Source organism: Pseudomonas sp. Q1 (genome assembly GCF_009935975.1).
Taxonomy (GTDB): Bacteria; Pseudomonadota; Gammaproteobacteria; order Pseudomonadales; family Pseudomonadaceae; genus Aquipseudomonas; species Aquipseudomonas palleroniana.
This window is the reverse complement of sequence record NZ_QODI01000028.1, coordinates 17,539-40,479: the sequence shown is the minus strand read 5'-3', so window position 1 is coordinate 40,479 and position 22,941 is coordinate 17,539. Positions and strand designations below refer to the sequence as shown.

Sequence of the window (22,941 nt, the reverse complement as noted above, 5' to 3'; positions counted from 1 at the left end):
CGCTGCGCCATATTCGGTAACCTGGAACACTGAACGCCAGGTCACCAGAAAAGCCCGCTCATTGAGCGGGCTTTTTTTTTGCCTGTCCTTCAGCTCAACGACTTAATGGCTTGCTTCGCCGCAATCGGCGCGATATCCCGGCGGCCCAGGAACATGAAAACGACCATTGCCGTGAGCAGGGTGAGTGCCGCCAGCCATTGCAGCAACGTGTCGAAGCCTTCCAGGTAGGCCGTACGTAGCAACGCCAATGGAATGTTCGCACTGGCGTGCGGCGTGTCACCCATGACCAACTGTTGGGCTACCACTGAAGCGTCCTGCGCAGCGATGGCATTCAGATGATGCGCGACCAGCGCGCTCAACGCCGCCAAGACGATAGCCAGCGCGACACCCTCACTGGCCACCCGGGTTGTATTGAAGATGCCCGCCGCCATCCCCGCCCGTTCCTTTGGCACCACACTGATCGCCAGGCCATCCATCAGGCCCCATGGCAGGCCAGTACCGATGCCAATCACCAGCATGGCAACGACGGTCTGCAGCGGATGACCGGGTGTTCCCTGGCTCAACCCATACAAGCCCGCCGCGGCGATCAAAAAACCAATCGCACACAGCATTCCAGCCGGCAGCCAGCGCGTCAGCATCGCAGCGATCATAGGCACTACCAGCATCGGCGCCGACAGCGCCAGCATCATCAGGCCTGCCTCAAATGCACTGGCGCCTTCGACACCGATAAACCTCAGTGGCAGCAATACCACCAGTACGATGTAGCAGTAACAGGTGCCTATCGGTAGCAACTGCACGCCAATGAAGCGCGCAAAGCGAAACAGCCGCAGATCCAGCATCGGTTGGCTTGCGCGGTTTTCAACGAGGATAAACATCAGTAAGAACATCACCGCCGCTGTGAGCAGGGCTAGCGTCGTCGTTGAGGTCCAGCCTTGTTGCGGCGCCAGGATTACCGCTGTGGTCAGGCTCACCAGCATGGCCGAAAACATCAGGATGCCGGCCAAGTCCAGGCGGCGTGCTTGCGGGTCGCGGCTTTCACGCATTTTGGGTGCGGCGAACAGCAGCGAGAGCCCCGCCAGCATGGCCGTGGCTATAAAAATCGCGCGCCAGCCCCACTGTGTGATCAGCGCACCCGAGATCACAGGGCCAAAGGCCAGGCCCGCGCCGAAAGTGGTACCCAACAGGCTGAAAGCGCGCGTCCTGGCATGCCCGTCAAATTCCTGCGCCAACGCCGCACTGCCGCTGGCCAAGGCGATGGCCGCCGCGACACCCTGCACGCCGCGTAATACGTCCAACCAGAAAATATCCGGCGCCACGGCCAGCAGCAGGGAGGTCACTGCAAACAGCACCATCCCCCACAAGAACAGGCGCTTGCGCCCATAAAGGTCGGCGAGGGTGCCCGCCGCCATCAGCAAGCTGCCGAAGCTGAGCATGAACGCATTGGTTATCCAGGCCATTTGCGTGGGATGGGCAGCGAACGCTATTCCAATGGACGGCGTCGCCACGGCGCCTCCGGTGAAGCTCATGGGTAAAACCAGAGCGGCCAGGCAGATCGCGATCAGGATGGCATAGCCGCCCTGAGCCGCAGCGGAGGGTGTGTTCATGGGAATTCCCGTTGGTCTATAAAGATGAAGACTCTAATCAGGATGTAATTCATGATAAACAGGCAGGAATTCCACTCATAGCGGAACAAAAGGATGTAATGCTGTGACCGATAACCTTAGTGGTGTGATCGCCTTCGTGAAGACTGCACAGGCTCTGAGCTTCATTGGCGCGGCGCGAGTCTTGGGGGTTTCCGCCTCAGCAGTGGGCAAAAACGTCGCCAAGCTTGAGGCTGAGCTCAATGTGCGGCTGTTGCATCGCAGCACCCGTAAAGTCAGCCTTACCGTCGAAGGGCAATTGTTTTATGAGCGCTGCCGGAAAATCCTCGATGATCTGCAAGACGCCCGCGCCATGCTCTCCCATGCCATCCAGGCGCCGCGTGGCAAGTTACGGGTCAGCCTGCCCACCATCGGTTATCGCTTTCTCCTGGCGCATATGGTCGCGTTCCGGGAGGCCTACCCGGAAATCGAGTTGGAGCTGGATTTCAACGATCATCTGGTGGACGTGATTGAAGAAGGCTTCGACGTAGTGATTCGTAGCGGAGACTTGGTCGACTCGACATTAATGGCGCGTCGGCTGGGGCCGTTCCGCTTTGTCATGTGTGCATCGCCCGAGTACTTGCGAACCCACGGCCGGCCCGAAACGCTCACTGACCTTGAGCACCACCCCTGCCTGCGTTATCGGTTTGCCACTACCGGTAAAATAATGGAGTGGACGCTGTCCGCCAATCCGGCGATCACCCAGTTGCGCCTGCCCACCGCGATGACCTTGAACAACATGGAAGCCATGCTCATGGCCGCCATCGACGGCCATGGTATCGCCTATATGCCGGATTTCCTGGCCCGGGAGGCGTTGGCCAGGGGGCAGTTGGAGACCGTGCTGAACGGGCATTCCAATGACCAAGGCCAGTTCTGGGCGCTGTGGCCCTCCAGTCGTCATCTCTCGCCGAAAATCCGTGCGTTCGTGGACTTTGCCGCTGCGCACCTGTTCACCACCTATCAAGAGTAAGGGCGGCGGCTGATTTCAACGATCAACTTATTTGGCTTTCTTTTTCTTCTCGCCGCGAGTGGCAAGCAGTTCAAAGCAAAATGCGGCGGTGCCGAAGAGCGCGATCATTGAGAGGACGACCATACCTAACGTTGAGCTTTCCACGATGACTTCCTACGGGTTGAGGGGTAGGAGGTGACGGTAGAGTCTGTGGGGCGGGTTGCTCAATAGGGGTGACGTAATCGTTATGCCGAGCAGGCGATCTATACGGATTCTTTGCGGGTTACCCTGTCCCTGTCCGTTACCTCGATAACGGATAGGGACCCGGACAACATTACAAGTTGCGGCTATGCCGATAGTCACTGACCGCCTCGTACACCGCCTTGCGCAAGCGATTGATCCCCCCGATCGGCCGGTGCGCCTCCAGCCCGAACCACGGGTTGAACGACTGGTTGTCACAGGCCAGGTTCAAGGCCGGTGTGTCAAAGTCCTGCGCGGGAATCCGCACCTTGGCCACGGTTTCATAGGGCGCATCGCTTTCCTTCCACTCGATGCTGGTGTCTTCGATCGGCATGAATTTCTGCGGGTTCTGCCGCTGAATCTGCAATACAAAACAGGCGGGTACACGGTCGGTAGACAGTTGCTGGTTCAAGGCGCTGCGCAGGAAATTCGGCAGGTCCTGGTTCTGCTTGGGGAGCACATACTCCGGGCAGCTTTGTGGGTCGGGGGCGACGCGGAATTTGGCATTGGCCGCGCCGAATTTGTAGGGTGAAACTGAAAAGTAGGTCGCCTGCGTCGGGCTCGCCGGTGCCGGCGCCAAAGTCGCCAGGGCGATAAACAGATGGCGTACCTGCCAACTGCGAGGGTCGGCTTTGGGGAAGAACGCCAGGACCTTTTTGCCGTCGGCCTGGGCGCCGATGTTCTGCGCGTATTCCGCCACATCGCTGACAAAGAAGTTTGGGTGGCTGAACATTACGAAGTCTTGTTCCGTGCGTGCTTGCTGGTCCGCCATCAATTGTTTGCCCGGTACATCCAGCAGCTTGAGCGCCATGCCCCGAGCATCGCGAATGCTGTCGAACTGCGGGTAGGCATTGCCGTTGGACAGCCGCATCTGCGCCTGCCAGGTCTTGCCCGGCTCGGCGAACACACCTTGGCGCAAGGCGGGGTCGAGGTCCGCCAGTACGCTGACTTCGGCCTTCACGCAGCCGTGGGCCTTGGCGTGGGCATCACGCAGGTAGCGCGTGCCTTCGCGGTGTTGGTCGACAATCCGTACCGCCGTCTGGATGATGCCCTGGGTCATGGCCGCTTCACCGGCCGGGATCTGCTCGTTCGGCGACACCGGGCCACTGTGCTGCCAGGCGAACCAGGCAGTGGCTCCCAGCCAGCCGAGCACGCCCAGGCCGATCAGCCACAACAGGGTTTTGCCGAGAAACCGGCCCAGGCGCAGCCAGAGACGTGCGAGCAGCGAGCGTTCGTTGTATTGGGATCGAATCATCATGGCAATTGTTGCTCCAGCGGGCCGCCCAGCACTTTGAGGTATTCCAGCAGCGCCCAGCGTTCTTGTGGCTGCAGGCTACGGCCGATCACGCCGTTGCCGCGTTGACCGGCGCGGAATTCATGGCCGCTGTTGTGGTTGCCGGTGATTTTGGTATCGAACAGGAAGGCGTTCTTGAAGGCAGCGGTTTCAAAGCCCAGGTGGCGCGGGTCGTAGTTGAAGGTGCCTTTATAGAACGTGGTGCTGCGCTCGTCCTGGGGCGAAAGCAATTGATAGATCGTGGGCACCGAGCCGTTGTGCAGGAACGGCGGGGTTGCCCAGACGCCGGCCAGCGGGCGTGCCTTGTAGGCGCGCAGTTCGCGCACACCGATAGGCAGGCCGAAGCCGTCCAGGCCCGGGCGTTCGGCCGGAGTCACACCGGCAGCGCGGTAGGCGTGCTCTTCGACGAAGGCGGTGACGTAGGCCAGGCCCTGGGCCACGGACATCTTTTTCAAGTCCATCGGTTCGGTCGGGGTCGGGTGCAACTGGACATCGAGCTTGGCCAGTTCCGCCGGGTCCCATTGCAGGGCGCTCAGGTCATAACGGTGGTCGGCGATGTTGCTTGCGGCGGTTGGGTCGGTGCCGATGTATTCGACCGGGAGCATTTTCAGTTGCTGCACCGGGCGTCCCGTTTCCTGGCTGACGGCGGGCACATGGCAACCGGCGCAGTTCTCGGCGAACAGGGCGCGGCCCTGGGCGGCGAGGGGTTTGTCGATGGCACCGAACAGGTCTTCCGGCCAGGTTGGTGGCTTGAGGTGTTGCAGGGTTTCTTCAATCAGGTTCAGGTCACGCACGCGCACGCTGGAAGGGTAGCGGGCGTCCCCCTGCAGCGGCTGGCCGGCGTTGTCGAAGAAATTCAGGGTGGCGCCGACGCCGAGGGCTTCGCCGATATTGCGCGCCATGGGTTGCTGGGCTGAGCCGTTCCATTGCACCCAATCGAAGGTCCAGATATCCCACAGATGGGGGTAGTCCACGGGGGCGTTGGCGATGCGGTAATTGTCCGGTGAAATCGCATCGCCAAAACTGGCGTTGGCAATGCGGCCAAATGCATCGGTGCGGCCGGGACCTTCTTCGGTGGGGTAGAGGCCACGGTGGGTGTCGTTCCAGGCGACTTTGAGGAACTGGTCCAGGGACAGCTTGAAGTCCGCGCGCAGTTGTTTCTTGTTGTTGTCGTCGTAATCGAAACCGAGCACTTCACGGGCAAAGCGCTCGAACTTCCAGGGGTTGTAATACGTGGCGGCAAGGCTGGCCACCAGGGCCTGGCCGAAACTGCCGCCCCGCAAGGTGGGCACGCTGGAAGGCAGCACATGTTGAGCCGAGCCACCGTCTACGCGCAGGGCCTGGCCTTTGAAGTGCAGTTCGCCGGTGTGGCAGGCGGCGCAGGTGATATCCAGATACTCCACTTTGCTGTCGGCGTTCTGATGCCGGGCGAACCCCACGGGCAGGTTGCCAGGGTTTTGCGCGGTGGGCACCTGCTTGGGATCGACCAGGAAACCGAAGCGTGCCAGGTATTCGGGCGTGGCAAAGCGCTGCTCCGAGAAGGGCAGTTCCAGGGCTGTGAACCAGTTGTAATGCAGGCCCTTTACCTGGGTGCCCTGGGGCGTGAAGTAATAGGTCTGACGGTCGGCGGCACTCCATTGATCCTGGTAATGCACCTGCTGCACGGGCACGTAGTCCGGCAGCCTGGGGTTGACGGTGTAATAGAGCACCACGGCCAGGAGCAGGCCCAATGCCAGGAGTATCAGGAGTAAAACACGGGAAAAAATGCGCAAGATAACTATCCTTGTCGAGGGGTAGCGCTCTTATGCCATCACCCCACGGGGGCGGCAAGTGGCCATGAGCGCGGTTACAGGTGGTCCCGCGATCCTTCGCGGACCCCCATGATGAATGAAAATGCTTTTAAACACGTGAACTTATCAGAAGTTTCCCGCTCAGATGCCGGTAGCCATTGGTCGTGGCCGCCTGATAAGCTCGCGACTTTAATTCGATTGCCCTTTTGGCGCATGAACAAGGAAATAGCATGAAACAGCATCGGTTGGCGGCGGCGGTGGCCCTGGTTAGCCTGGTACTTGCGGGTTGTGATTCGCAAACCAGCGTAGAGCTGAAAACCCCGGCGCAGAAAGCTTCCTACGGCATCGGCCTGAACATGGGCAAAAGCCTTGCTCAAGAAGGCATGGATGACCTGGACTCCAAAGCGGTAGCCCAAGGTATCGAAGATGCCGTCGGCAAGAAAGAACAGAAGCTGAAAGATGACGAGCTGGTCGAAGCGTTTGCCGCACTGCAAAAACGTGCTGAAGAACGTATGACCAAAATGAGTGAAGAGTCGGCAGTTGCCGGCAAGAAATTCCTCGAAGAAAACGGCAAGAAAGAAGGTGTGGTCACGACCGCTTCCGGTCTGCAGTACAAGATCCTGAAGAAGGCCGACGGCGCTCAGCCCAAGCCGACCGACGTAGTGACTGTTCACTACACCGGCAAGCTCACCAATGGCACCACCTTCGACAGCTCCGTAGATCGCGGCAGCCCGATTGACCTGCCGGTCAGCGGCGTAATCCCGGGTTGGGTCGAAGGCCTGCAACTGATGCACGTGGGTGAGAAGGTCGAGTTGTACATCCCTTCGGACCTGGCCTACGGCGCACAAAGCCCGAGCCCGGCGATTCCGGCCAACTCCGTGCTGGTATTCGACCTGGAACTGCTGGGTATCAAGGACCCGGCCAAGGCTGACGCCCCTGAAGCACCTGCTGCACCAGCCGCCAAGAAGTAATCGGCGCCTGAACACACAACGCCCCGTTTTGACGGGGCGTTGTTGTTTCTGCATATTGGTGAAACACCAACCCTCCGTTCGTGCAGTGAATCTGATCGAACGTCCGTTGTGCCGCGCAGTCTGAACTAAGACTCAAGCATGGGTAGCCGCACATCAACGTCAAGTCAATGAAATCTTGGGTTTTTTTAATGTGCGCAAAAAACGCCCGATCTAACTGAAAGCCTTGTAAACAGAGGGTTTCAGCCATGAAAAAAGGCTCTGTTCACAAGGTTATCCACAATTTGTGTGGATAACCTTTTCTGTCGTCTGGAACTGGAGTGACGAATGAAACCACCCTTCAATTTCACCCGTTTCCTGCCCATGGCTGCGCGCCTTCTCGGCCGCGGCCGCTTGCCCACCTTGCTGTTTGCCGTTGCGGCCAAGGGGTCGAGCCAGGGCAATCGCCTGGGCAAGCTCAAGGATGATCTAAAGCTGCTACAGGCCCTGTGCCTGGCTTACTGGCGTGGCGAATACCGCGCCATCAGCCCAAAGGCACTCATCTCGGTGGTGGCGGGGCTGATGTACTTCCTGAGCCCGATTGACGCGATCCCGGATTTTATCCCCGTATTCGGTATGCTGGATGACATCGCCGTGCTGGCATGGCTCATGAAGACCCTGGACGGCGAACTGAGCGCCTTTCGCGCCTGGCGTGACGCCCAGCGCCCCGAAAAGCTGGCGGTGGTTGAGCGCCTGCCGGCGACGCCTGCGCTGCTGGCCGAGGAAAACCCGCAAAAAAACTGACGGTGCTTATATCCCCCTGCGACCTTTGTGGCTGTTAGGATTACACTTCTAAGGAAAGAACTTACTTAGTAAGTGTTGTTATCCTACGGGGCAGTCATGGATATTCAGATCATTTCACGCGATGGCGAACCCGAATACGCGGTGTTGCCATGGGACCAGTACCAGGCGCTGCTTAAAGCTGCCGGCCAGCAACAACCCGTACCGACTTCATCTTCTGCCACCCAGGCCACGCCTGATCAGGCTTTGCGTCCTCTCGCCGACCTGCGCGGCTTGCGTGAAGGCAAGGGCCTGGCCATCGAAGCCCTGGCCCGCACCGTGGGGATCAGCCCCTCGTACCTTGGATTGATTGAAAGTGGTGAGCGCCAGCCGGATGCCGCTATCCGCCGCAGCCTGGCCTGGGAATTGGGCGTTGCAGGTTGGAGGGATGAATCTTGAGCCTACGTATCAGTCGTCAACACTGGGATGGATTACTCAACGAGTTGGACCAGGCGCGCCGCCAGCGCCATTTGCTGACCTACCGCGCGCTGCTGGAGCGCCTGCAGTTTCCGACCCCTGCCATGCAAACCCTGGCTGCCGCTCTCGAACACCTGGCGGCGCTGGATGCCAAGGCCGAGCAGCCGTTGCGCAGTTCCCTGGTGATCAGCCAGGGCGCCAGCCGCCTGCCACGTACCGGTTTCTTTGAGTGTGTAGAGCGCCTGGGGCGCTTCAGTGGGCCATCCGATGGCGTGGCCGCTGCCTCCTGGCATGCCTCGGAAGTGGTGCGGGTATTCGAATACGAGTACCCGGAATCCGCCGAGGCTTAAAGCGCCTGGGGCAGCGTCTCCACGCTGTCGATGACATGGATGCTGTAACCGGCCACATTCTTGGCATGGTGTTTGGCCTGGGAGGCCAGCTCCGCCAACTGGCTGGCATCCAGTTGTCCACAGGCCTGTGGATAGAGATGCACCACGCCAATGGACAGCGACAGCAGCGCGAACTCCTGACGTATGCCCTGGCGGTTCAACGCCACGAAACAGCCGGCCTCCAAGTGTTCGGCGCGATAGAAGCGTCGGCATTGGGTGTGGAAATCATCCAGCAACTGGTTGAGCCGCTTGCGCCAATCCTGCGGGCCGAGCACCAGCAAAAAATCATCACCGCCAATATGCCCGACAAAGTCTCGGCTGGGGTCGATCCGGTCGTTCAGGCATTGCGCCAGGCATAGCAGTACCTCATCTCCACGTCCGTAGCCGTAGATATCATTGAACGGCTTGAAACTGTCGATATCCACGTAGCAAATTACCGATTCACGCTGTTGCTGCAATAGCCGCGTCAGGCATTGCTGGATGGGCACGTTGCCCGGTAACAGGGTCAGCGGGTTGGCGTAGCGTGCCTGCTGGATTTTCAGCTCGGTGATCAGCTTGAGCACATCGATCACCCGGCCCAGGCCCAAGTAATCCCCGTTGAGGGTGATGATGAAATCTTCTTCGATGCGTTGCCGCGCGCGGCTGGTCAACAGGCGGCTGACTTGCTGAAGCGACTGGCTCAACTCCACAGCCAGAAAGTCATCGCTCATCAAGCGGCTGATGGGCTTGCGCGCGAACAGATCGGTGGCGAAAGGCTTGAGCAGCGCATCGGACAACGAGTGTCGATGCACAATGCCGACCGGGTGGCCACGCCGGTCCAGTACGGCCAGCGAGTTCAGGTTGGCCTGGCGGCGAAACGACTCCAGCACCTGGGCGGTGGCGGTGTCTTGGTCCACCGCTGGTTGTTCGTTGAGCAGGGCGCTGAGGTCGCTGCCTTCTTCGCTGAGGGCGGTGCTGGCACTGTCTTGCTTGGGCAGCATCAAGTGCGCTTCTTGCGGCGGATGTTCCTGGGGCCGGCAGAGCAGATAGCCCTGGACCAGGTCGACGCCCATCTCCGTCAATACCGCGAGTTCTCCAGGCAGTTCGATGCCCTCGGCAATGACCTGGGCATGGGACGCCCTGGCGATTTGCAGGATAGAGCCGACGAATTCGCGCTTGAGCGCGTCCTGGTGAATACCGTCGATAAAGTGTCGGTCGATCTTCACGTAGTCCGGGCGCAGTTCCGACCACAGGCGCAGGCTGGAATACCCGGCGCCCAAGTCATCCAGGGCAATGGCGAAGCCCATGTCGCGGTAATGGTGCAGGGCGGTTTGCAGGAGTGCGAAATCGTCGGTGGGGGTCTGTTCGGTCAGCTCGATGACCACCTGGCTGGGTGGAATGCCGAAATCGCGCAGCAGTTGCAGGGTACGGCCTGGCTGGTGCGCAGTCTCCATCAGGGATTCCGGCGAGATATTCAGGAACAGCTTGCCCGGCAGCTTCTGCTCGCTGAAGCGTCGACATGCACTTTCGCGGCAGGCCATTTCCAGCTCACTGAGTCGCCCCGTTTGGCTGGCCACCGAGAACAGGGCGACGGGGGAGTGCAGCGGGCTGTTGGAGGGGCCGCGGCTGAGGGCTTCATAGCCGAGGATGCGTCGCTCGGACAGGCAGATGATCGGTTGGAACAGGCTGTGCAAACTGCCATGAGCGAGAATAGAGCCCAATGCATTCAGCTGTTCGGTCATGGTCATGGCGATCTCGATCGAAAAAAAAGGACCGCAGGCATGGAGCCTGCGGTCCTTCATTTCACGACAGAATGATGTCTATATGATGACACTCCGTAGAGTGTTCAATATTAAATCGCCATCATTTACTGTTTGGCCACCTGTTTGCTGAGCTTGAGGTAGTCCAGCAGGACCCGGCCGGTCTCGGCCAGGTAAGCGTCGTCTTCCGGCTTGGTTTTTTCCGCCTCGGCCGGCAGCGCATCTTCATCTTCTTTCTTCAGTTCCTTGAGCGGGTCTTCGCCCTTGGCCTTGCGGCGGATGTTTTCCAGCACAAGTTGCTGATTTTCGATGTCGGTGTGCTGCGCACGGCGGTCCGCTTCATTGAGGCTGACGGTTTTTTCTTCCATCAGCTTCTTGGCCAGGGCCAGTTTGTCGCGGATGAACACGAACTCGGCATCCTTGGCGGAGCGAGCATCATGGTCGGCCTTCAACTGCGGCAGATATGGTTTGAACGGGTCCTGCGCCGGCTTGATGGCCGGGCGGATGGTGTCCCACGGCATGGCTTCGGGCAGGGCGCTCTCGCCGATTTCCTTGGTGTCGATGATCGACGGGAAGTCGATATCCGGCAGCACGCCCTGATGCTGGGTGCTCTGCCCGGAAACCCGGTAGAACTTGGCCAGCGTCAGCTTGAGCTCGCCATGGTTCAGCGGCTGAATGGTCTGCACGGTGCCCTTACCGAAGGTCTGGCCGCCGATGATCAGCGCACGGTGATAGTCCTGCATGGCACCGGCGAAAATCTCCGAAGCCGAGGCCGAAAGACGGTTGACCAGCAACGCCATCGGCCCTTTGTAGAAGGCCCCCGGGTTCTCGTCTTCCAGCACGTCGACACGGCCATCGGCGTTACGTACCAACACGGTCGGGCCTTTGTCGATGAACAGGCTGGTCAGCTCGGTCGCTTCCTGCAGAGAGCCGCCGCCGTTGTTGCGCAGGTCGATGACCACGCCGTCGACTTTCTCTTTCTGCAGTTCTGTGAGGATTTTCTTAACGTCGCGGGTGGTGCTCTTGTAGTCCGGGTCGCCGGCTCGGAAGGCTTTGAAGTCGAGGTAGAAGGCCGGGATTTCAATCACACCCAGCTTGTAATCCTTGCCATCCTGCTTGAGCTTGAGGATTTTCTTCTGCACCGCCTGGTCTTCGAGCTTCACCGCCTCGCGGGTGATCGACACGATCTTGCTGGTCTGGTCGTTCGGTGCATTGGTGTGCGGAATCACTTCCAGACGCACCACGCTGCCTTTCGGCCCACGGATCAGCTTCACCACTTCGTCCAGGCGCCAGCCGACCACATCGACCATCTCTTTGTCGGCCTGGGCCACGCCGATAATCTTGTCGGCCGGAGCGACTTGCTTGGTCTTGTCTGCCGGACCCGCCGGCACCAGACGCACGATCTTGACCTGGTCATTGTCGCTTTGCAGGACGGCACCGATGCCTTCCAGCGACAGACTCATGTTGATATCAAAGTTTTCTGCGTTATCCGGCGACAGATAATTGGTGTGCGGGTCGTAGGACATCGCAAAGGTGTTGATGTAGGCCTGGAAGATATCTTCGGCGCGGGTCTGATCCAGACGTGCCAGCTGATTCTTGTAGCGCTTGGTCAACAGTTCTTGAATGGCCTTGGGCTCTTTGCCGGCGATCTTCAAGCGCAGCACTTCGTCCTTGACGCGTTTGCGCCACAGGTCGTCGAGGGCGGCGGTGCTGGTCAGCCAGGGCGCGTCCTTGCGATCCACCAGAAGGGTTTCCTTCTGGGTGAAGTCGAGCTTGTCGACGCCCTTGTTCAACTCTGCCAACGCGAAGTCCAGACGCGCTTTGACGCGGTCCAGGTAGCGCTTGTAGATGGTAAAGCCGGGCTGCAGGTCGCCGCTCTTGAGGAAGTCGTCGAACTGCGTCTTCCACTTGTCGAACTCAGCGATATCGCTGGCCAGGAAGTAGCTGCGCGAGGGGTCTAGCAGCTTGAGGTAGCTGTCGTAGATGATCACCGAGCGAGCATCGTCCAAGGGCGGCTTGCTGTAGTGATGGCGCTTGAGCAACTCGACGACGTTAAGGCTGGCAATCACCTCATCGCGATCAGGCTGAAGGTTGTCCCAGCTGTTGGCTGCGAACGTATTGGTCGACATCGACGCGAAGCCGAGACCAATGAAAAAAGCGAGGGCGGTGCTGGGGAACAAATGCTTCATGCTGATTCGACGCGGGGGCAATTGATAACGCATATTAGGCCGTCTTTGAGGGAGCCGGTTCCATATGGTCCGGTCGCATAATGCAAAAAGCCCGGCGCTACTGCTACGGGCTCAGTCCGGAGTCACTATGGAGGCACTCTGAAAGCATTGCAAGGCGTTGGAGATCATACGGATTGGTTAGAGGATTCCAGTCCTACCTGTAACGTAGGTCAAGTTCGCCTCTGTGAGTCTGAATCGCGACAGTTTTGAGCCTTTATCTCGGGTTTGACTAAAACCGGGTTGGATTTGGAGTGCGACGCGCCATGTGGGAGGGGGCTTGCTCCCGATGGCGGTGTCTCAGTGAAGAATGTTTCATCTGATGCCCGCCATCGGGAGCAAGCCCCCTCCCACATGTTGACTGGGATTACAATTCCAGAGGCAGTGTCAGACCCAATGATGGATCGGCCAGCCGGCCTGTTCGGCATGGGCCCGCAGCACCGGGTCTGGGTTCACCACCTGTGGGAACTCGACTTTGCTCAACAGCGGCAGGTCATTGCGCGAATCCGAGTAGAAGTACGCGCCCTCCAGTTTCTCACCTTCCTGTTCCAGCCATTCCAGCAAACGGGTGATCTTGCCTTCGCGATACGTCAGTACCCCCACGGTCTGGCCGCTGTACACGCCATGCTGGATGTCCAGATCGATACCCAGCACTTCGTCGATACCGATGCGTGCCGCAATCGGCTTCACCAGGTGGGTGCCCGACGCGGAAATCACCAGGATCCGGTCGCCCTTTGCACGGTGGCGGGCGATGGTCTGAGTGGCATCGCTGTAGATCAGCGGTTCGATCACATCTTCAACCCACGGCTCCACCAGATGCTCGATTTCTTCCGGCGTGCGGCCGATCATCGGCTCCAGGCTGAAATCCATGAAGTCTTCCATGCGCAGCTTGCCTTGGCTGTAGGCGTCCATCAGTTCGTTGTTCTTGCGCATGAATGACTCAGGGTCTACCCAGCCCAGCCGGCCCATCTGTTCGCTCCACAGGGTGGCGCAGTCACCGTGGATCAAGGTGTCGTCCAGATCAAAAATTACCAATGCCATCCGTTACGCTCTCTCAAGTCAATCGTTGCATCAGGCTACTTCACACAATGCACTGGGGTCGATGGAAAGTGCCAGGCGCTGCCCATCCGGGTGCAGGTCGTCGGCCGAGCGGTTGAGTACGTCCACCACCAGCTCCACGCCGCGCGATTCAATGCGGTAGCGAATCACGTTACCCAACAGGCTGTGGCTGCGCACCATTGCGTCCAGCTCGCCGCTGCGGCTCAGTTCGATGGCTTCGGGGCGAATCGCGATGCGCCCGCTGATCGGACGTTGCAGCAATTGGCTGGCCTTGTCGGCGTCGAGCAGGTTGTAGTTGCCGATAAAACCGGCGGCGAATACGTCCACCGGTGCGGTGTAGAGGGTTTCGGCGTCGCCGCTTTGCACGATCTTGCCCTGGTTCATCAGGAAGATGCGGTCGGACATGGTCAGCGCTTCTTCCTGGTCATGGGTCACGAAGATCGTGGTCAGGCCCAGTTCACGCTGGATCTGGCGGATCTGCTCGCGCAGGTGCTTGCGAATCCGCGCATCCAGTGCCGACAGCGGCTCATCCAGCAGCAACAGGCGCGGGCGGGTCACCAGGGAACGCGCCAGAGCCACGCGCTGGCATTGCCCGCCGGACATCTGGTGCGGGTAGCGGCCGGCAAGCTCCTTGAGCTCCACCAGTTGCAGCACTTCCTGCACGCGCTTGTGGCTGTCATCGGCGTTGACCTTTTGCATGCGCAAGCCGAAGGCGACGTTTTGCTCCACGGTCATGTTGGGGAACAGCGCATAGCTTTGAAACACCATGCCGATATTGCGTTTCTGCGGGCTCAGCGGAACGATGTCCTGCCCGTCCAGCAGGATTTTCCCACTGTCGACCGAGGTCAGCCCGGCGATGCAGCGCAGCAAGGTCGACTTGCCGCAACCGGACGGGCCGAGCAGGGTGACGAACTCGCCCTTGGCGATCTCGCAGTTGATGTCGCTGAACACCGGGGTGCCCGCGTAGCCTTTTTGCAGATGTTGGACGCTGACGAAGCTCATTGGCTTTTGTCCTTGTTCAAGATATTGGCGGCCCAGGTCAGCACCAGCACAAAGAAGAAATAGGAAATGACGACGGCGCTGGTGAAGTGGCCGCTGCTGTTGCGCATGTTGTTCAGGTACACCTGCAGGGTCTCGTAGCGGGTGCCCACCAGGATGTTGGCGAACACGAACTCACCGAACAGGAACGAGAACGACAGCAGCAGCGCGACCATCAGACCCTTGCGCAGGTTCGGCAGCACCACCAGGATCGCCGCCTGCAAGGTGCTGGCGCCGAGCAGTTGGGACGCGTCCATCAGGTCGCGCAGGTTGATGGCCTGCAGGTTGTTGGTGATTGCCCGATACATGAACGGCAGCGCCACGGTGAAGTAGCAACCGATCAGAATCCACGGCGTGCCCACCATCGCCAGCGGCCCCGAGCCGTAGAGTTGCAGCAGACCTACCGACGACACCACCGGCGGTACCGCGAAGGGCAGCAGGATCAGGATATTCATCAAGGCGTCGAGCTTGGGGAAGTGGTAATGCACCACGAACAGCAGCGGCAGGATCAGCACCACCGACAGGATCAGCGCGCCCACGCACACCACCAACGACTGGCCGAAGGCCGCCAGGAAGCGCGGGTCGCTCCACAGCTGCACGTACCATTTCACGGTAAACCCGGCGGGCAGGACCGTCGCCGACCAACTGCTGGCGATGGAGTAGACAAAGGTGCCTACCAAAGGCAACACCAGGATCGCAAACAGCAGGTACACCACGACCCGATGGTAGAGGGAGGCCGGGCCGGCTTCAGCGCGAGACATGGTAGCTCCTCTTGAGCAGCAGTTGATGGACCACGGTGACGACCGTCATCAGCGCCACCAGTACCACGGCCAGGGCGCTGGCCATGTTCGGGTCCAGGGAGATGTCGCCGGAGACCATCGCCGCGATACGAATCGGCAGCACGTTGAAGTTGCCGGTGGTCAGTGCGTACACCGTGGCGTAGGCGCCGAGAGCATTGGCCAGCAGGATCACGAAGGTGCCGAGCAGCGCCGGGGTGAGCACCGGCAGGCCGATATGCCGCCAGAACTGCCAACCGCTGGCGCCGAGCAGTGAAGCCGATTCGCGCCAGTCTTCACGCAATGCATCGAAGGCCGGGTAGAGCAGCAGCACGCCCAGTGGAATCTGGAAGTAGGTGTAGAGAATGATCAGGCCGGTCTTGGAATACAGGTTGAAGTCCTGAATGATCCCGGCCTGCTTGAGCATGATCGTGATGCTGCCGTTGAAGCCCAGCAGGATGATGAATGCGAACGCCAGTGGCACGCCGGCAAAGTTGCTGGTCATGTTGGCGAACGCCGTCACGAAGTTGCGCAGGGGCGAGTCCACGCGGCGCAATGAATAGCTGCCGAGCACCGAAATGATGATGCCGAACACGCTGGAGTAGAAGCTGATCTCCAGGCTGTACTGAATGGCCTGCAGGTAGAACTTCGAACTGAAGATCTTGGTGAAGTTGGCCAGGCCCCAGCCGAACTCCTCCGATTGCAGGCTATTGATCATGACCCACACCAGCGGGGCGATTTCAAACACGATGAAGAACAGCGCAAACGGCACTAGGCACAGGATCGCCAGCCATTTGCCACGGGTTAAGGCGTTCACTTCAACAGCTCCCGGCAGACAGGTTTGTCGTGGGGCACACCGAGCAGTTCGCAGACGGTGCCGCACAGTTCGGTTTGCTTGGGGCTTGCCGTGGCACTCAAGTTGAAGGCCGAGCCCAGTACGAACAGCGGCACTTCCCGTTCTTCCGGCAGCAGGCCATTGTGGGAGCGATCGTTGTTCATGCCATGGTCGGCGGTCACCAGCACCTGGCAGTCGGCGTCGAGCCAGCCCTGCAGGTAGTCGGCGAGGATGATGTCGGCCGAGCGTGCGCTGTTGCGGTACGGCGCGCTGTCGAGGCCATGCTTGTGGCCGGCGTCATCTATGTTCATCGGGTGCACCAGCAGGAAGTCCGGCGTGTGCTTGCAGCGCAGGCTTTCTGCGTCGGCAAACAGGTGGGAATCGGGGTAGTGGTCATTCCAGTAGAAATGCCCGTGCTGGATTGCCAGCGCCTTGTCGTCGGTGTGGCGATCACGGGAGGCAATGAAGGGCGTGCGGTTATACAACTCGCTGACCCAATGGTAAGCCGCCGCCGCAGTGGTCAGCCCGGCGTCGGTGGCGTAATGGAAAATGCTGCGTTGATTGGACAGGCGTGAAACGTTGTTGTGCACGATGCCGCTGTCGATCGGAGGAACACCGGTGAGGATGCACTCATACAGCGGCCGCGAGAGCGACGGTAATTCACATTCCAGTTTGTAAAGCGCTGCGCGTCCTGCGCCGATATAGGCCTGCAGATGCCCCATGGCATGTCGGGCAACCTCGTAGTTCAGGCCGTCGAGCACCACAAGGATGACGTTGTGCTTCATAGGGGGAGAGGCTCCGCAACAGTTGGGCTTGACTCGATTTTTGTGAGAGGGGGCCGGCTCCCGATAGCGCAGGATCAGCCAATGTATGTGTTGAATGACACACCGCTATCGGGAGCAAGCCCCCTCCCACACAAGCTCGCACCCACATTGGATCTCCATCCAATGTGGGTTGAAGCCTTACTGCATATTGATGATGACTTCTTCCTGCCACTTCTGCGGCAGTGCCTTGGAGGTTTTCTCCCAGGCTTCGGCATCTTTGATCGGCGTGACTTTTTTGTACTGCTCGTTCGGCAGCAACTTGGCCTGAACCTCGGCAGGCAGGGTCAGGTGCTCGGCACGGATCGGACGTGCGTTGCCGCGTGCCAGGTTGGTCTGGCCGGCATCGCTGAAGATGTATTCGCGCGTCAGTTTGGCGGCGTTCGGGTGCTTGGCGTATTTGTTGATGATGGTGGTGTAGCCGGAAATCACCGAACCATCCGATGGGATCAGCACCACGTAATCATCCGGGTTGGCCATCTTGGCCTTGTAGCTCAGGCCGTTGAAGTCCCAGACCACACCCACTTCCACTTCGCCTTTTTCCATGGTGGCGATGGTCGGGTTGGCCAGCGACAGGCGGCCTTGCTTGGCGATTTCCGCAAACATCAGCAGCGCCGGCTGGATGTTTTTCTCGTCGCCACCGTTGGCCAGGGCGGCAGCCAGTACGCCGTTGGCGGCCTGGGCGGCGGTGCTGACGTCACCAATGGAAACCTTGTATTTACCGGTCTTCAGGTCAGCCCAGCTTTTAGGGGCTTCGGAACCGTGCAGCAGCTTTTTATTGACGATGAAGGCGATGGTGCCGGTGTAGGCCAGGGCCCAGTTGCCGTCTTTGTCTTTGGCCCAATCCGGGACCTGTTCCCAGGTGCTCGGTTTGTAGGGTTGGGTCACACCTTGTTTGACCGCGATCGGGCCGAAGGCGGCGCCGACGTCACCGATATCGGCGCTGGCGTTGTCTTTTTCGGCGGCGAACTTGGCGATTTCCTGGGCCGAGCTCATGTCGGTATCGATGTGCTTGAGGCCGTAGGTCTTGGCCAGGTCATCCCAGGTGCCTTTCCAGTTGGCCCAGTCATCGGGCATGCCGACGCTGTTGACGGCGCCTTCCGCTTTCGCGGCGGCTTCCAAGGTTTTCAAATCGGTATCAGCGGCCATGGCGGCGGTGCACATGGCAATGGTCGAGCCTAACAGTGATGCCAGGAAAAGCTGTTTCATCCGAAGCTCCTTTGGGCGTTTTCAACGCTGCGTTTTTATCGACGTTTGCGGTGGTGTTGGTCTAGGTCAGCAATACCTGAGCCAATCTAGGCGTACTGGATGACAGTTTCATGTCGATGTCGTTTTTACATCCTCGATGTCGCTCACTTCAGACTCAGCGTAGACCATGCTCAAGTGCCCGCAGGCCCTGGACTTGGCCGATGTATTGCAGGGTGTGGAGCAGGGTGGCGGCACCGGTTGTCATCTGCCGGTCATCTGTAGTGCCTACGCTGGCAAGCAGCAGTGGAAGCCCGAATACAGCGCGGTTTATGCACCTGAACGGTGCTGGTCTAGTCCAGATAGGTAACGTTGATGCGTGATGAGGCAATCAAGGCGGTGACATCCATCGGCCTGGCGCTGCAAGAGCAGATCGACCATGGCTTGTTGGCGCCTGCGAGTAAATTGCCCGCCGAGCGCAAGCTCAGCGAGTTGTTTGGTACCACCCGCATTACCGTGCGGGAAGCCTTGTTACAACTGGAAGCCCAGGGCCAGATCTATCGTGAGGAGCGCCGTGGCTGGTTTGTCTCGCCGCCGCGGCTGGCCTACAACCTGATGCAGCGCAGCCACTTTCACGCGATGGTCAGCGACCAGGGGCGGGTGGCGTCGACCGAAGTGATTTCTGCGCGCCTGCAACCGGCCTCTGCGGCCGTGTGTGCGTGGTTGCAGTTGCCGGCGCTGTCCAGCGTGATTCAGATTTGCCGGGGCCGGCGCATTGATGGGCGTCTGGTGTTGTATGTGGAGCACTACCTGAACCCGCAATACTTCCCGGGGATCCTGGCGTGCGACCTGAACCAGTCAATGACCGAGCTGTACGCACGCAAATATGACCTGCATTACGGCCGCGTGCGTTTCGAGATCGTACCGACCTCCTTGCCGGTGGAAGCCGCCGCCGCGTTGCGCGTGTCGGTCGGTAGCCCGGGCCTGCGGATTGCCCGGGTCAATTATGACCAGCATCAGCGGTTGATCGACTGCGACCTGGAGTTCTGGCGGCACGATGCGATCCATGTGAGCGTGGATGTGGTTTAACGGTAGTGAGCGGGCTTGCCCCGCGCTGGGTGGCGCAGCCGTCCCAACAAGGACGCCGTGGTATTTCAGGAAGACCGCGGTGACTGGATTTGGGGCGGCTGCGCCACCCAGCGCGGGTGCAAGCCCGCTCACTACATTGCTAGGGTGCAAGTGCCTTGATCACCTGATCCACATTGCCTTCCAGCTCAGCCACCGGGTCCGCCCCGTCGACCTTCAATACCAGCAATTGCGCACCCCCTGCCGTCACGGCTGTTTGTACGGCTTCGCTCGGCTGACGGTGATGCAGTACCACCGCCACATCATTGCCCTTCAAGTCGGCAGTGAGTTGCTGCAATGCCTCGGGTGTCCACTCTGCATCAGGCCGTGCATCGGTGTTGAGCACTTCCAGGTTCAGGCTGCTGACCAGGTAGCCGAAATGATCACTCAAGCTGGCCACGCTCAAGTTATCCGCCTTGGCCAATCTGGCCTCGCTGTCGGCGGTGAGCCTGAGCAGGCGCTGCTTGAGGGCGGCGAGGTTGGCGTCGATTGTCGGCTTGGCGGCCGGTGCCAGGCGGCTCAGGTCGGCAGACATCACGTCGGCCATGCGTCCCATATTGTTGCTCGATTGCCACGGCTGGCTGTTCAGGCCATCGGTAGCACCTGGCTGTAGGGCAATGCCTGGCAAACCGCCGTCCACCGGGCGTGCAGCGTCCACTTCGACGATACGGATATTGCTGCGTCGCGCCACGGGGTAGAGCGGATCATCCGCCCACAGTGAGCGCAAGCCGATAGCCGCGTCGGCGTCCTGTGCCAGGGCATTCAAAGCCTGCGCGCCGCGACCGGTGAAATACGCCACTTGTCGCGAGCCCGGCAGGTTGGCCGGGGCGGCTCGCTCGAGTTTCACGTCGGTACCTTTGAGCAGCACCTCGGCCAAACCGTAGGTGATCGGCAGTGAGGCCAGGACCTTGACCGGCGTGTGGGGTTGGGTCAGGGCGGCATGGCCGAGGCCCTGGTTGACCTTGAAGTGACTGGCGTCGAAACCGTCGACGGCGGCCGTTGCCGAGGTGCTCAGCAAACAAGCAATGGCCAGGGTCAGCGGGCGAAAGGCAGGGTGCATTATCCAAGATTCCCTTTGAGGCTGGGCACGGTGCCGCGCGCGATGGCGGCAAAGGCAAAAGCGATGCCGGCCGTCAGAATGATCGCGGCACCGGACGGGATGGGCAGGTCGAAGATGATCGGCAACAGGATGCCGCACAGGGTGCTCACCGTGGCGATCGCCACCGAGACCCAGAAGAACCCTTTGAGCGACTGGCTCAGCAGGCGCGCCGCTGCGGCCGGAATCACCAACAGCGCGCCCACCAGGATCGCGCCGATGACCTTGACCGCCGCTACGGTGATCAGCGTGACCAGGATCACGAACAGATAATCCAGGGTCTTCACCGCCACCCCGCGTACCGCCGCCAGCTGCGGGTTGAAGCTGGCCAGCATGATGCGGTTGTACAACGGCAAGGCCAGGGCCATGACCAGTGCGCCGACGACTGCCAGCACCAGCAGATCATTGCCATTGACGGTCAGTACTGAGCCGAACAGTACGTTCTCCAGAATGTGCACGTTGATCTTGCCCGCCAGGATCAGCAGCAGGCTCGCACCCAACGCCAGCGACACCGAGAGAAACACCCCGATCAAGGTATCCGGGGCGAGGCCCGTGCGGTTGCGCAGGTAGTTGAGCAGGATGCCGAACAGCAGGCAGTAGCCGAACAGCGCGCCATAAGGGCCGGTGTAGGGCTCACCCAGCAGGATGCCCACTGCCACGCCGGTCAGCGCGGCGTGGCCGACGGCTTCGGAGAAAAACGCAAAGCGTTTGACCACCACCAGCGTGCCCAGGCCGCCCAGCACCGGGCCAATGAGCAAACCGGCGAGCAGCGCGTTGACCACAAAACCGTAGGCCAGTGCCTCCGGCAGATAGCCGGAAGAGGCCCAGCCCTGGACCATCAAGCGAAAGGCTTCATAACTCATTGCACCGGGCTCCGCGGGTGGGTGGAGAACAGGCTCAACAGGCGCTCCGGGGTCAGCGCCTCCTTGGGCGTGGCATCAAACAGCACCCGACGGTTGAGGCCGGTGACGCGGTCGGCCAGGCGGCTCACGGCTTGCAGGTCATGTTCGATCCATAACACGGTGAGGCCGCTCAGGCGCCAGTCGTTGAGCAGGCGTTCGAACACCTGGATACCGGCTTCATCAAGGGCTGACATCGGCTCATCCAGCACCAGCAATTGCGGTGCCGGGATCAGCCCCTGGGCCAGCAGTACCCGTTGGCGCTCACCGCCGGAGAGTGCGCCCATGCGTCGTTTGCGTTTGTCCTGCATGCCCACCCGCTCCAGCGCTTCGCCTATCGCGCCGGCGTAATGCCTGGACAGGCCGAGAAATGCCGGGCGCGGCTGGCACATGGCAGCCATGAAATCATCGACGGTCATCGGCAAGCCTCGGTCGAACTCCAGGGCCTGGGGCACATAGCCGATGGTGCCGGGCGTGTTCGGCCAGTGCAGGCGCAATTGGCCCTGGTGCGGGGTTTGCCCCAGCAGGGTCTTGATCAACGAACTTTTGCCCCCGCCGTTGGGGCCGACCAGCGCATGAATGCTGCCGGGCTGGACTTGGAAGCTCACGCCGTCAAGTATCGTCGTGCGGCCCAGGGTCAACGACACCTTGTCGAAGTCGAGGGTCGGGCCGATGCTGGCCACTTTCAGAGGTTGCGCTGCCGTCATGCGCCTGACTCCTGAATGGCGCGCACCACGGTATCGAGGTTGCGGGTCATTTCCACTTCGTACTTTTCAGGCGTGTAGTCGCCATAGGAGATATGCGACAGCGGGTACAGCTTGACCCCAGACTCGCGCTGGATGGTCTCGACGTAGGTGGACGGGAAATCCATTTCCGAGAAGATCACTTTCACGTCCAGGGCGCGCAGTTCGTCGATGGTTTTTTTCAACTGGCTGGGACTGGGCTCGATGCCGTGGGCCGGTTCGACCACGGCGGTGACCTCCAGGCCGAATTCGCGCAACAGGTAGTCATAGGCCGCGTGCACCGTTGCCACGCGCAGGTCCGGGTTGGGCGCGCGGGTCAGTTTGGCCAGGGCGTCGGCGCGCATCTGGCGCAGGCGTTTGCCGTAGGCACGGGCGTTCTGGGTGTAGGTCTTGGCGTTGTCCGGGTCGAGTTTGCCCAGTTCGCGGGCGATGTTGTTGACCTGGGCAATCGAGGCGCTGATGGACAAGAAGGTGTGCGGGTTGACCACCTTGCCGGCGCCACGGGCCGCGTTACCGGTGGCGGCCAGCAACGGCACGTTGGCGTTGGCCTCGATCACCGGGATGTCCGGGCGCTCGCTGGTGGCGATCATGCGGTCGGCAAAATCGTCATGGCCGACGCCGTTGAGCACGATCACGTCCAGGGTGCCGATGCGCTTGATGTCTTCGGCGCGTGGCTCGTACGCGTGGGGGTTGAAGCCGGCGGGGATCAATGGCACCACGTCGGCCTTGTCGCCGACGATGTTGGTCACGTAGCTGTAATAAGGGTGCAGGGTGATCCCGATGCGCAGGCGTTTAGCCGCTTCGGCGTTGGCGAGCGGGGCGAGCACCAGGCTGCAGAGGCCAACCAGCAACAGGCGTAACAGGGGCGATGAAATAGGCATGGGTAATCGGTCT

General features: G+C 60.4%; 21 protein-coding genes. 6 read left to right on the top strand and 15 right to left on the bottom strand.

Features of this window, described 5'->3' with window-relative positions:
- Positions 1 to 89 precede the first annotated feature (89 nt).
- Positions 90 to 1,604 carry an MFS transporter gene (locus tag DK870_RS28355; protein ID WP_161550352.1) on the bottom strand — a complete coding sequence of 505 codons (1,515 nt, stop codon included), beginning with the start codon at positions 1,602 to 1,604 and terminating at the stop codon, positions 90 to 92.
- Between the two features lie 103 nt (positions 1,605 to 1,707).
- On the opposite strand from DK870_RS28355, the gene DK870_RS28350 reads away from it, so the two are divergent.
- Positions 1,708 to 2,610, top strand: a complete 903-nt coding sequence (locus tag DK870_RS28350) for a LysR family transcriptional regulator (RefSeq protein ID WP_161550351.1) — start codon at positions 1,708 to 1,710, stop codon at positions 2,608 to 2,610.
- Between the two features lie 313 nt (positions 2,611 to 2,923).
- On the opposite strand, the gene DK870_RS28345 is transcribed toward DK870_RS28350, so the two are convergent.
- Positions 2,924 to 4,087 carry a catalase family protein gene (locus DK870_RS28345; protein ID WP_090365883.1) on the bottom strand — a complete coding sequence of 388 codons (1,164 nt, stop codon included), beginning with the start codon at positions 4,085 to 4,087 and terminating at the stop codon, positions 2,924 to 2,926.
- Positions 4,084 to 5,895, bottom strand: coding sequence for a di-heme-cytochrome C peroxidase (locus DK870_RS28340; RefSeq protein ID WP_161550350.1), 1,812 nt, complete (start codon positions 5,893 to 5,895; stop codon positions 4,084 to 4,086). Before DK870_RS28340 ends, DK870_RS28345 begins: the two co-directional genes overlap by 4 nt.
- 248 nt (positions 5,896 to 6,143) lie before the next feature.
- Here DK870_RS28340 and DK870_RS28335 point away from each other — a divergent pair, with 248 nt between their 5' ends.
- The 4 genes from DK870_RS28335 (at position 6,144) to DK870_RS28320 (ending at position 8,467) form a co-directional block, all read left to right on the top strand.
- Entirely contained in the window at positions 6,144 to 6,884 is a 741-nt protein-coding gene (locus tag DK870_RS28335) for an FKBP-type peptidyl-prolyl cis-trans isomerase (protein ID WP_060756966.1), read from the top strand.
- A gap of 324 nt (positions 6,885 to 7,208) precedes the next feature.
- The gene (locus DK870_RS28330) at positions 7,209 to 7,664 is read left to right on the top strand and encodes a YkvA family protein (protein WP_060756967.1); all 456 of its coding nucleotides are present in this window, start codon (positions 7,209 to 7,211) and stop codon (positions 7,662 to 7,664) included.
- Between the two features lie 96 nt (positions 7,665 to 7,760).
- Entirely contained in the window at positions 7,761 to 8,099 is a 339-nt protein-coding gene (locus tag DK870_RS28325; RefSeq protein WP_161550349.1) for a helix-turn-helix transcriptional regulator, read from the top strand.
- Entirely contained in the window at positions 8,096 to 8,467 is a 372-nt protein-coding gene (locus DK870_RS28320) for a hypothetical protein (protein ID WP_005786715.1), read from the top strand. The genes DK870_RS28325 and DK870_RS28320 overlap by 4 nt, the downstream gene beginning before the upstream one ends.
- On the opposite strand, the gene DK870_RS28315 is transcribed toward DK870_RS28320, so the two are convergent.
- The 8 genes from DK870_RS28315 to DK870_RS28280 all read right to left on the bottom strand — a co-directional run bounded on the left by DK870_RS28315 (position 8,464) and on the right by DK870_RS28280 (position 18,208).
- The gene (locus DK870_RS28315; protein ID WP_060756999.1) at positions 8,464 to 10,233 is read right to left on the bottom strand and encodes a bifunctional diguanylate cyclase/phosphodiesterase; all 1,770 of its coding nucleotides are present in this window, start codon (positions 10,231 to 10,233) and stop codon (positions 8,464 to 8,466) included. The two genes, DK870_RS28320 and DK870_RS28315, sit on opposite strands and share 4 nt — an antisense overlap.
- A gap of 119 nt (positions 10,234 to 10,352) precedes the next feature.
- Positions 10,353 to 12,434, bottom strand: a complete 2,082-nt coding sequence (locus DK870_RS28310) for a carboxy terminal-processing peptidase (RefSeq protein WP_244698092.1) — start codon at positions 12,432 to 12,434, stop codon at positions 10,353 to 10,355.
- Positions 12,435 to 12,857: 423 nt separating this feature from the next.
- Complete coding sequence (locus DK870_RS28305; RefSeq protein WP_161550347.1) at positions 12,858 to 13,511, bottom strand: HAD family phosphatase; 654 nt, start codon at positions 13,509 to 13,511, stop codon at positions 12,858 to 12,860.
- Positions 13,512 to 13,541: 30 nt separating this feature from the next.
- On the bottom strand, positions 13,542 to 14,531 hold the full coding sequence (locus DK870_RS28300; RefSeq protein ID WP_161550346.1) for an ABC transporter ATP-binding protein: 990 nt from the start codon (positions 14,529 to 14,531) through the stop codon (positions 13,542 to 13,544).
- Positions 14,528 to 15,328 (bottom strand): ABC transporter permease, encoded by an 801-nt coding sequence (locus DK870_RS28295; RefSeq protein WP_161550345.1) that lies wholly within the window; start codon positions 15,326 to 15,328, stop codon positions 14,528 to 14,530. Before DK870_RS28295 ends, DK870_RS28300 begins: the two co-directional genes overlap by 4 nt.
- The gene (locus DK870_RS28290) at positions 15,315 to 16,160 is read right to left on the bottom strand and encodes an ABC transporter permease subunit (protein WP_161550344.1); all 846 of its coding nucleotides are present in this window, start codon (positions 16,158 to 16,160) and stop codon (positions 15,315 to 15,317) included. Before DK870_RS28290 ends, DK870_RS28295 begins: the two co-directional genes overlap by 14 nt.
- On the bottom strand, positions 16,157 to 16,963 hold the full coding sequence (locus DK870_RS28285) for an alkaline phosphatase family protein (RefSeq protein ID WP_161550343.1): 807 nt from the start codon (positions 16,961 to 16,963) through the stop codon (positions 16,157 to 16,159). Before DK870_RS28285 ends, DK870_RS28290 begins: the two co-directional genes overlap by 4 nt.
- 177 nt (positions 16,964 to 17,140) lie before the next feature.
- Positions 17,141 to 18,208 (bottom strand): ABC transporter substrate-binding protein, encoded by a 1,068-nt coding sequence (locus tag DK870_RS28280; RefSeq protein ID WP_161550342.1) that lies wholly within the window; start codon positions 18,206 to 18,208, stop codon positions 17,141 to 17,143.
- Positions 18,209 to 18,559: 351 nt separating this feature from the next.
- On the opposite strand from DK870_RS28280, the gene DK870_RS28275 reads away from it, so the two are divergent.
- Positions 18,560 to 19,273, top strand: a complete 714-nt coding sequence (locus DK870_RS28275) for a UTRA domain-containing protein (RefSeq protein ID WP_161550341.1) — start codon at positions 18,560 to 18,562, stop codon at positions 19,271 to 19,273.
- A gap of 139 nt (positions 19,274 to 19,412) precedes the next feature.
- Here DK870_RS28275 and DK870_RS28270 read toward each other — a convergent pair whose 3' ends face one another.
- From DK870_RS28270 to DK870_RS28255, 4 genes are read right to left on the bottom strand one after another with little or no spacing between them, the layout of a single operon-like run.
- On the bottom strand, positions 19,413 to 20,369 hold the full coding sequence (locus tag DK870_RS28270; protein ID WP_161550340.1) for a metal ABC transporter solute-binding protein, Zn/Mn family: 957 nt from the start codon (positions 20,367 to 20,369) through the stop codon (positions 19,413 to 19,415).
- Complete coding sequence (locus DK870_RS28265) at positions 20,369 to 21,268, bottom strand: metal ABC transporter permease (RefSeq protein ID WP_090365864.1); 900 nt, start codon at positions 21,266 to 21,268, stop codon at positions 20,369 to 20,371. Before DK870_RS28265 ends, DK870_RS28270 begins: the two co-directional genes overlap by 1 nt.
- Positions 21,265 to 22,011, bottom strand: coding sequence for a metal ABC transporter ATP-binding protein (locus DK870_RS28260; RefSeq protein WP_161550339.1), 747 nt, complete (start codon positions 22,009 to 22,011; stop codon positions 21,265 to 21,267). Before DK870_RS28260 ends, DK870_RS28265 begins: the two co-directional genes overlap by 4 nt.
- Complete coding sequence (locus DK870_RS28255) at positions 22,008 to 22,928, bottom strand: metal ABC transporter substrate-binding protein (protein ID WP_161550338.1); 921 nt, start codon at positions 22,926 to 22,928, stop codon at positions 22,008 to 22,010. The genes DK870_RS28260 and DK870_RS28255 overlap by 4 nt, the downstream gene beginning before the upstream one ends.
- Between the last annotated feature and the right edge of the window lie 13 nt (positions 22,929 to 22,941).

Bases quoted from the DNA above. Each gene is read 5' to 3' on its own strand.
- DK870_RS28285 (WP_161550343.1), bottom strand. From the start codon at position 16,963: ATGAAGCACAACGTCATCCTTGTGGTGCTCGACGGCCTGAACTACGAG.
- DK870_RS28345 (WP_090365883.1), bottom strand. From the start codon at position 4,087: ATGATGATTCGATCCCAATACAACGAACGCTCGCTGCTCGCACGTCTC.
- DK870_RS28325 (WP_161550349.1), top strand. From the start codon at position 7,761: ATGGATATTCAGATCATTTCACGCGATGGCGAACCCGAATACGCGGTG.
- DK870_RS28310 (WP_244698092.1), bottom strand. From the start codon at position 12,434: ATGAAGCATTTGTTCCCCAGCACCGCCCTCGCTTTTTTCATTGGTCTC.
- DK870_RS28265 (WP_090365864.1), bottom strand. From the start codon at position 21,268: ATGAGTTATGAAGCCTTTCGCTTGATGGTCCAGGGCTGGGCCTCTTCC.
- DK870_RS28260 (WP_161550339.1), bottom strand. From the start codon at position 22,011: ATGACGGCAGCGCAACCTCTGAAAGTGGCCAGCATCGGCCCGACCCTC.
- DK870_RS28270 (WP_161550340.1), bottom strand. From the start codon at position 20,369: ATGCACCCTGCCTTTCGCCCGCTGACCCTGGCCATTGCTTGTTTGCTG.
- DK870_RS28300 (WP_161550346.1), bottom strand. From the start codon at position 14,531: ATGAGCTTCGTCAGCGTCCAACATCTGCAAAAAGGCTACGCGGGCACC.
- DK870_RS28295 (WP_161550345.1), bottom strand. From the start codon at position 15,328: ATGTCTCGCGCTGAAGCCGGCCCGGCCTCCCTCTACCATCGGGTCGTG.
- DK870_RS28305 (WP_161550347.1), bottom strand. From the start codon at position 13,511: ATGGCATTGGTAATTTTTGATCTGGACGACACCTTGATCCACGGTGAC.
- DK870_RS28315 (WP_060756999.1), bottom strand. From the start codon at position 10,233: ATGACCATGACCGAACAGCTGAATGCATTGGGCTCTATTCTCGCTCAT.
- DK870_RS28280 (WP_161550342.1), bottom strand. From the start codon at position 18,208: ATGAAACAGCTTTTCCTGGCATCACTGTTAGGCTCGACCATTGCCATG.
- DK870_RS28355 (WP_161550352.1), bottom strand. From the start codon at position 1,604: ATGAACACACCCTCCGCTGCGGCTCAGGGCGGCTATGCCATCCTGATC.
- DK870_RS28275 (WP_161550341.1), top strand. From the start codon at position 18,560: ATGCGTGATGAGGCAATCAAGGCGGTGACATCCATCGGCCTGGCGCTG.
- DK870_RS28255 (WP_161550338.1), bottom strand. From the start codon at position 22,928: ATGCCTATTTCATCGCCCCTGTTACGCCTGTTGCTGGTTGGCCTCTGC.
- DK870_RS28335 (WP_060756966.1), top strand. From the start codon at position 6,144: ATGAAACAGCATCGGTTGGCGGCGGCGGTGGCCCTGGTTAGCCTGGTA.
- DK870_RS28330 (WP_060756967.1), top strand. From the start codon at position 7,209: ATGAAACCACCCTTCAATTTCACCCGTTTCCTGCCCATGGCTGCGCGC.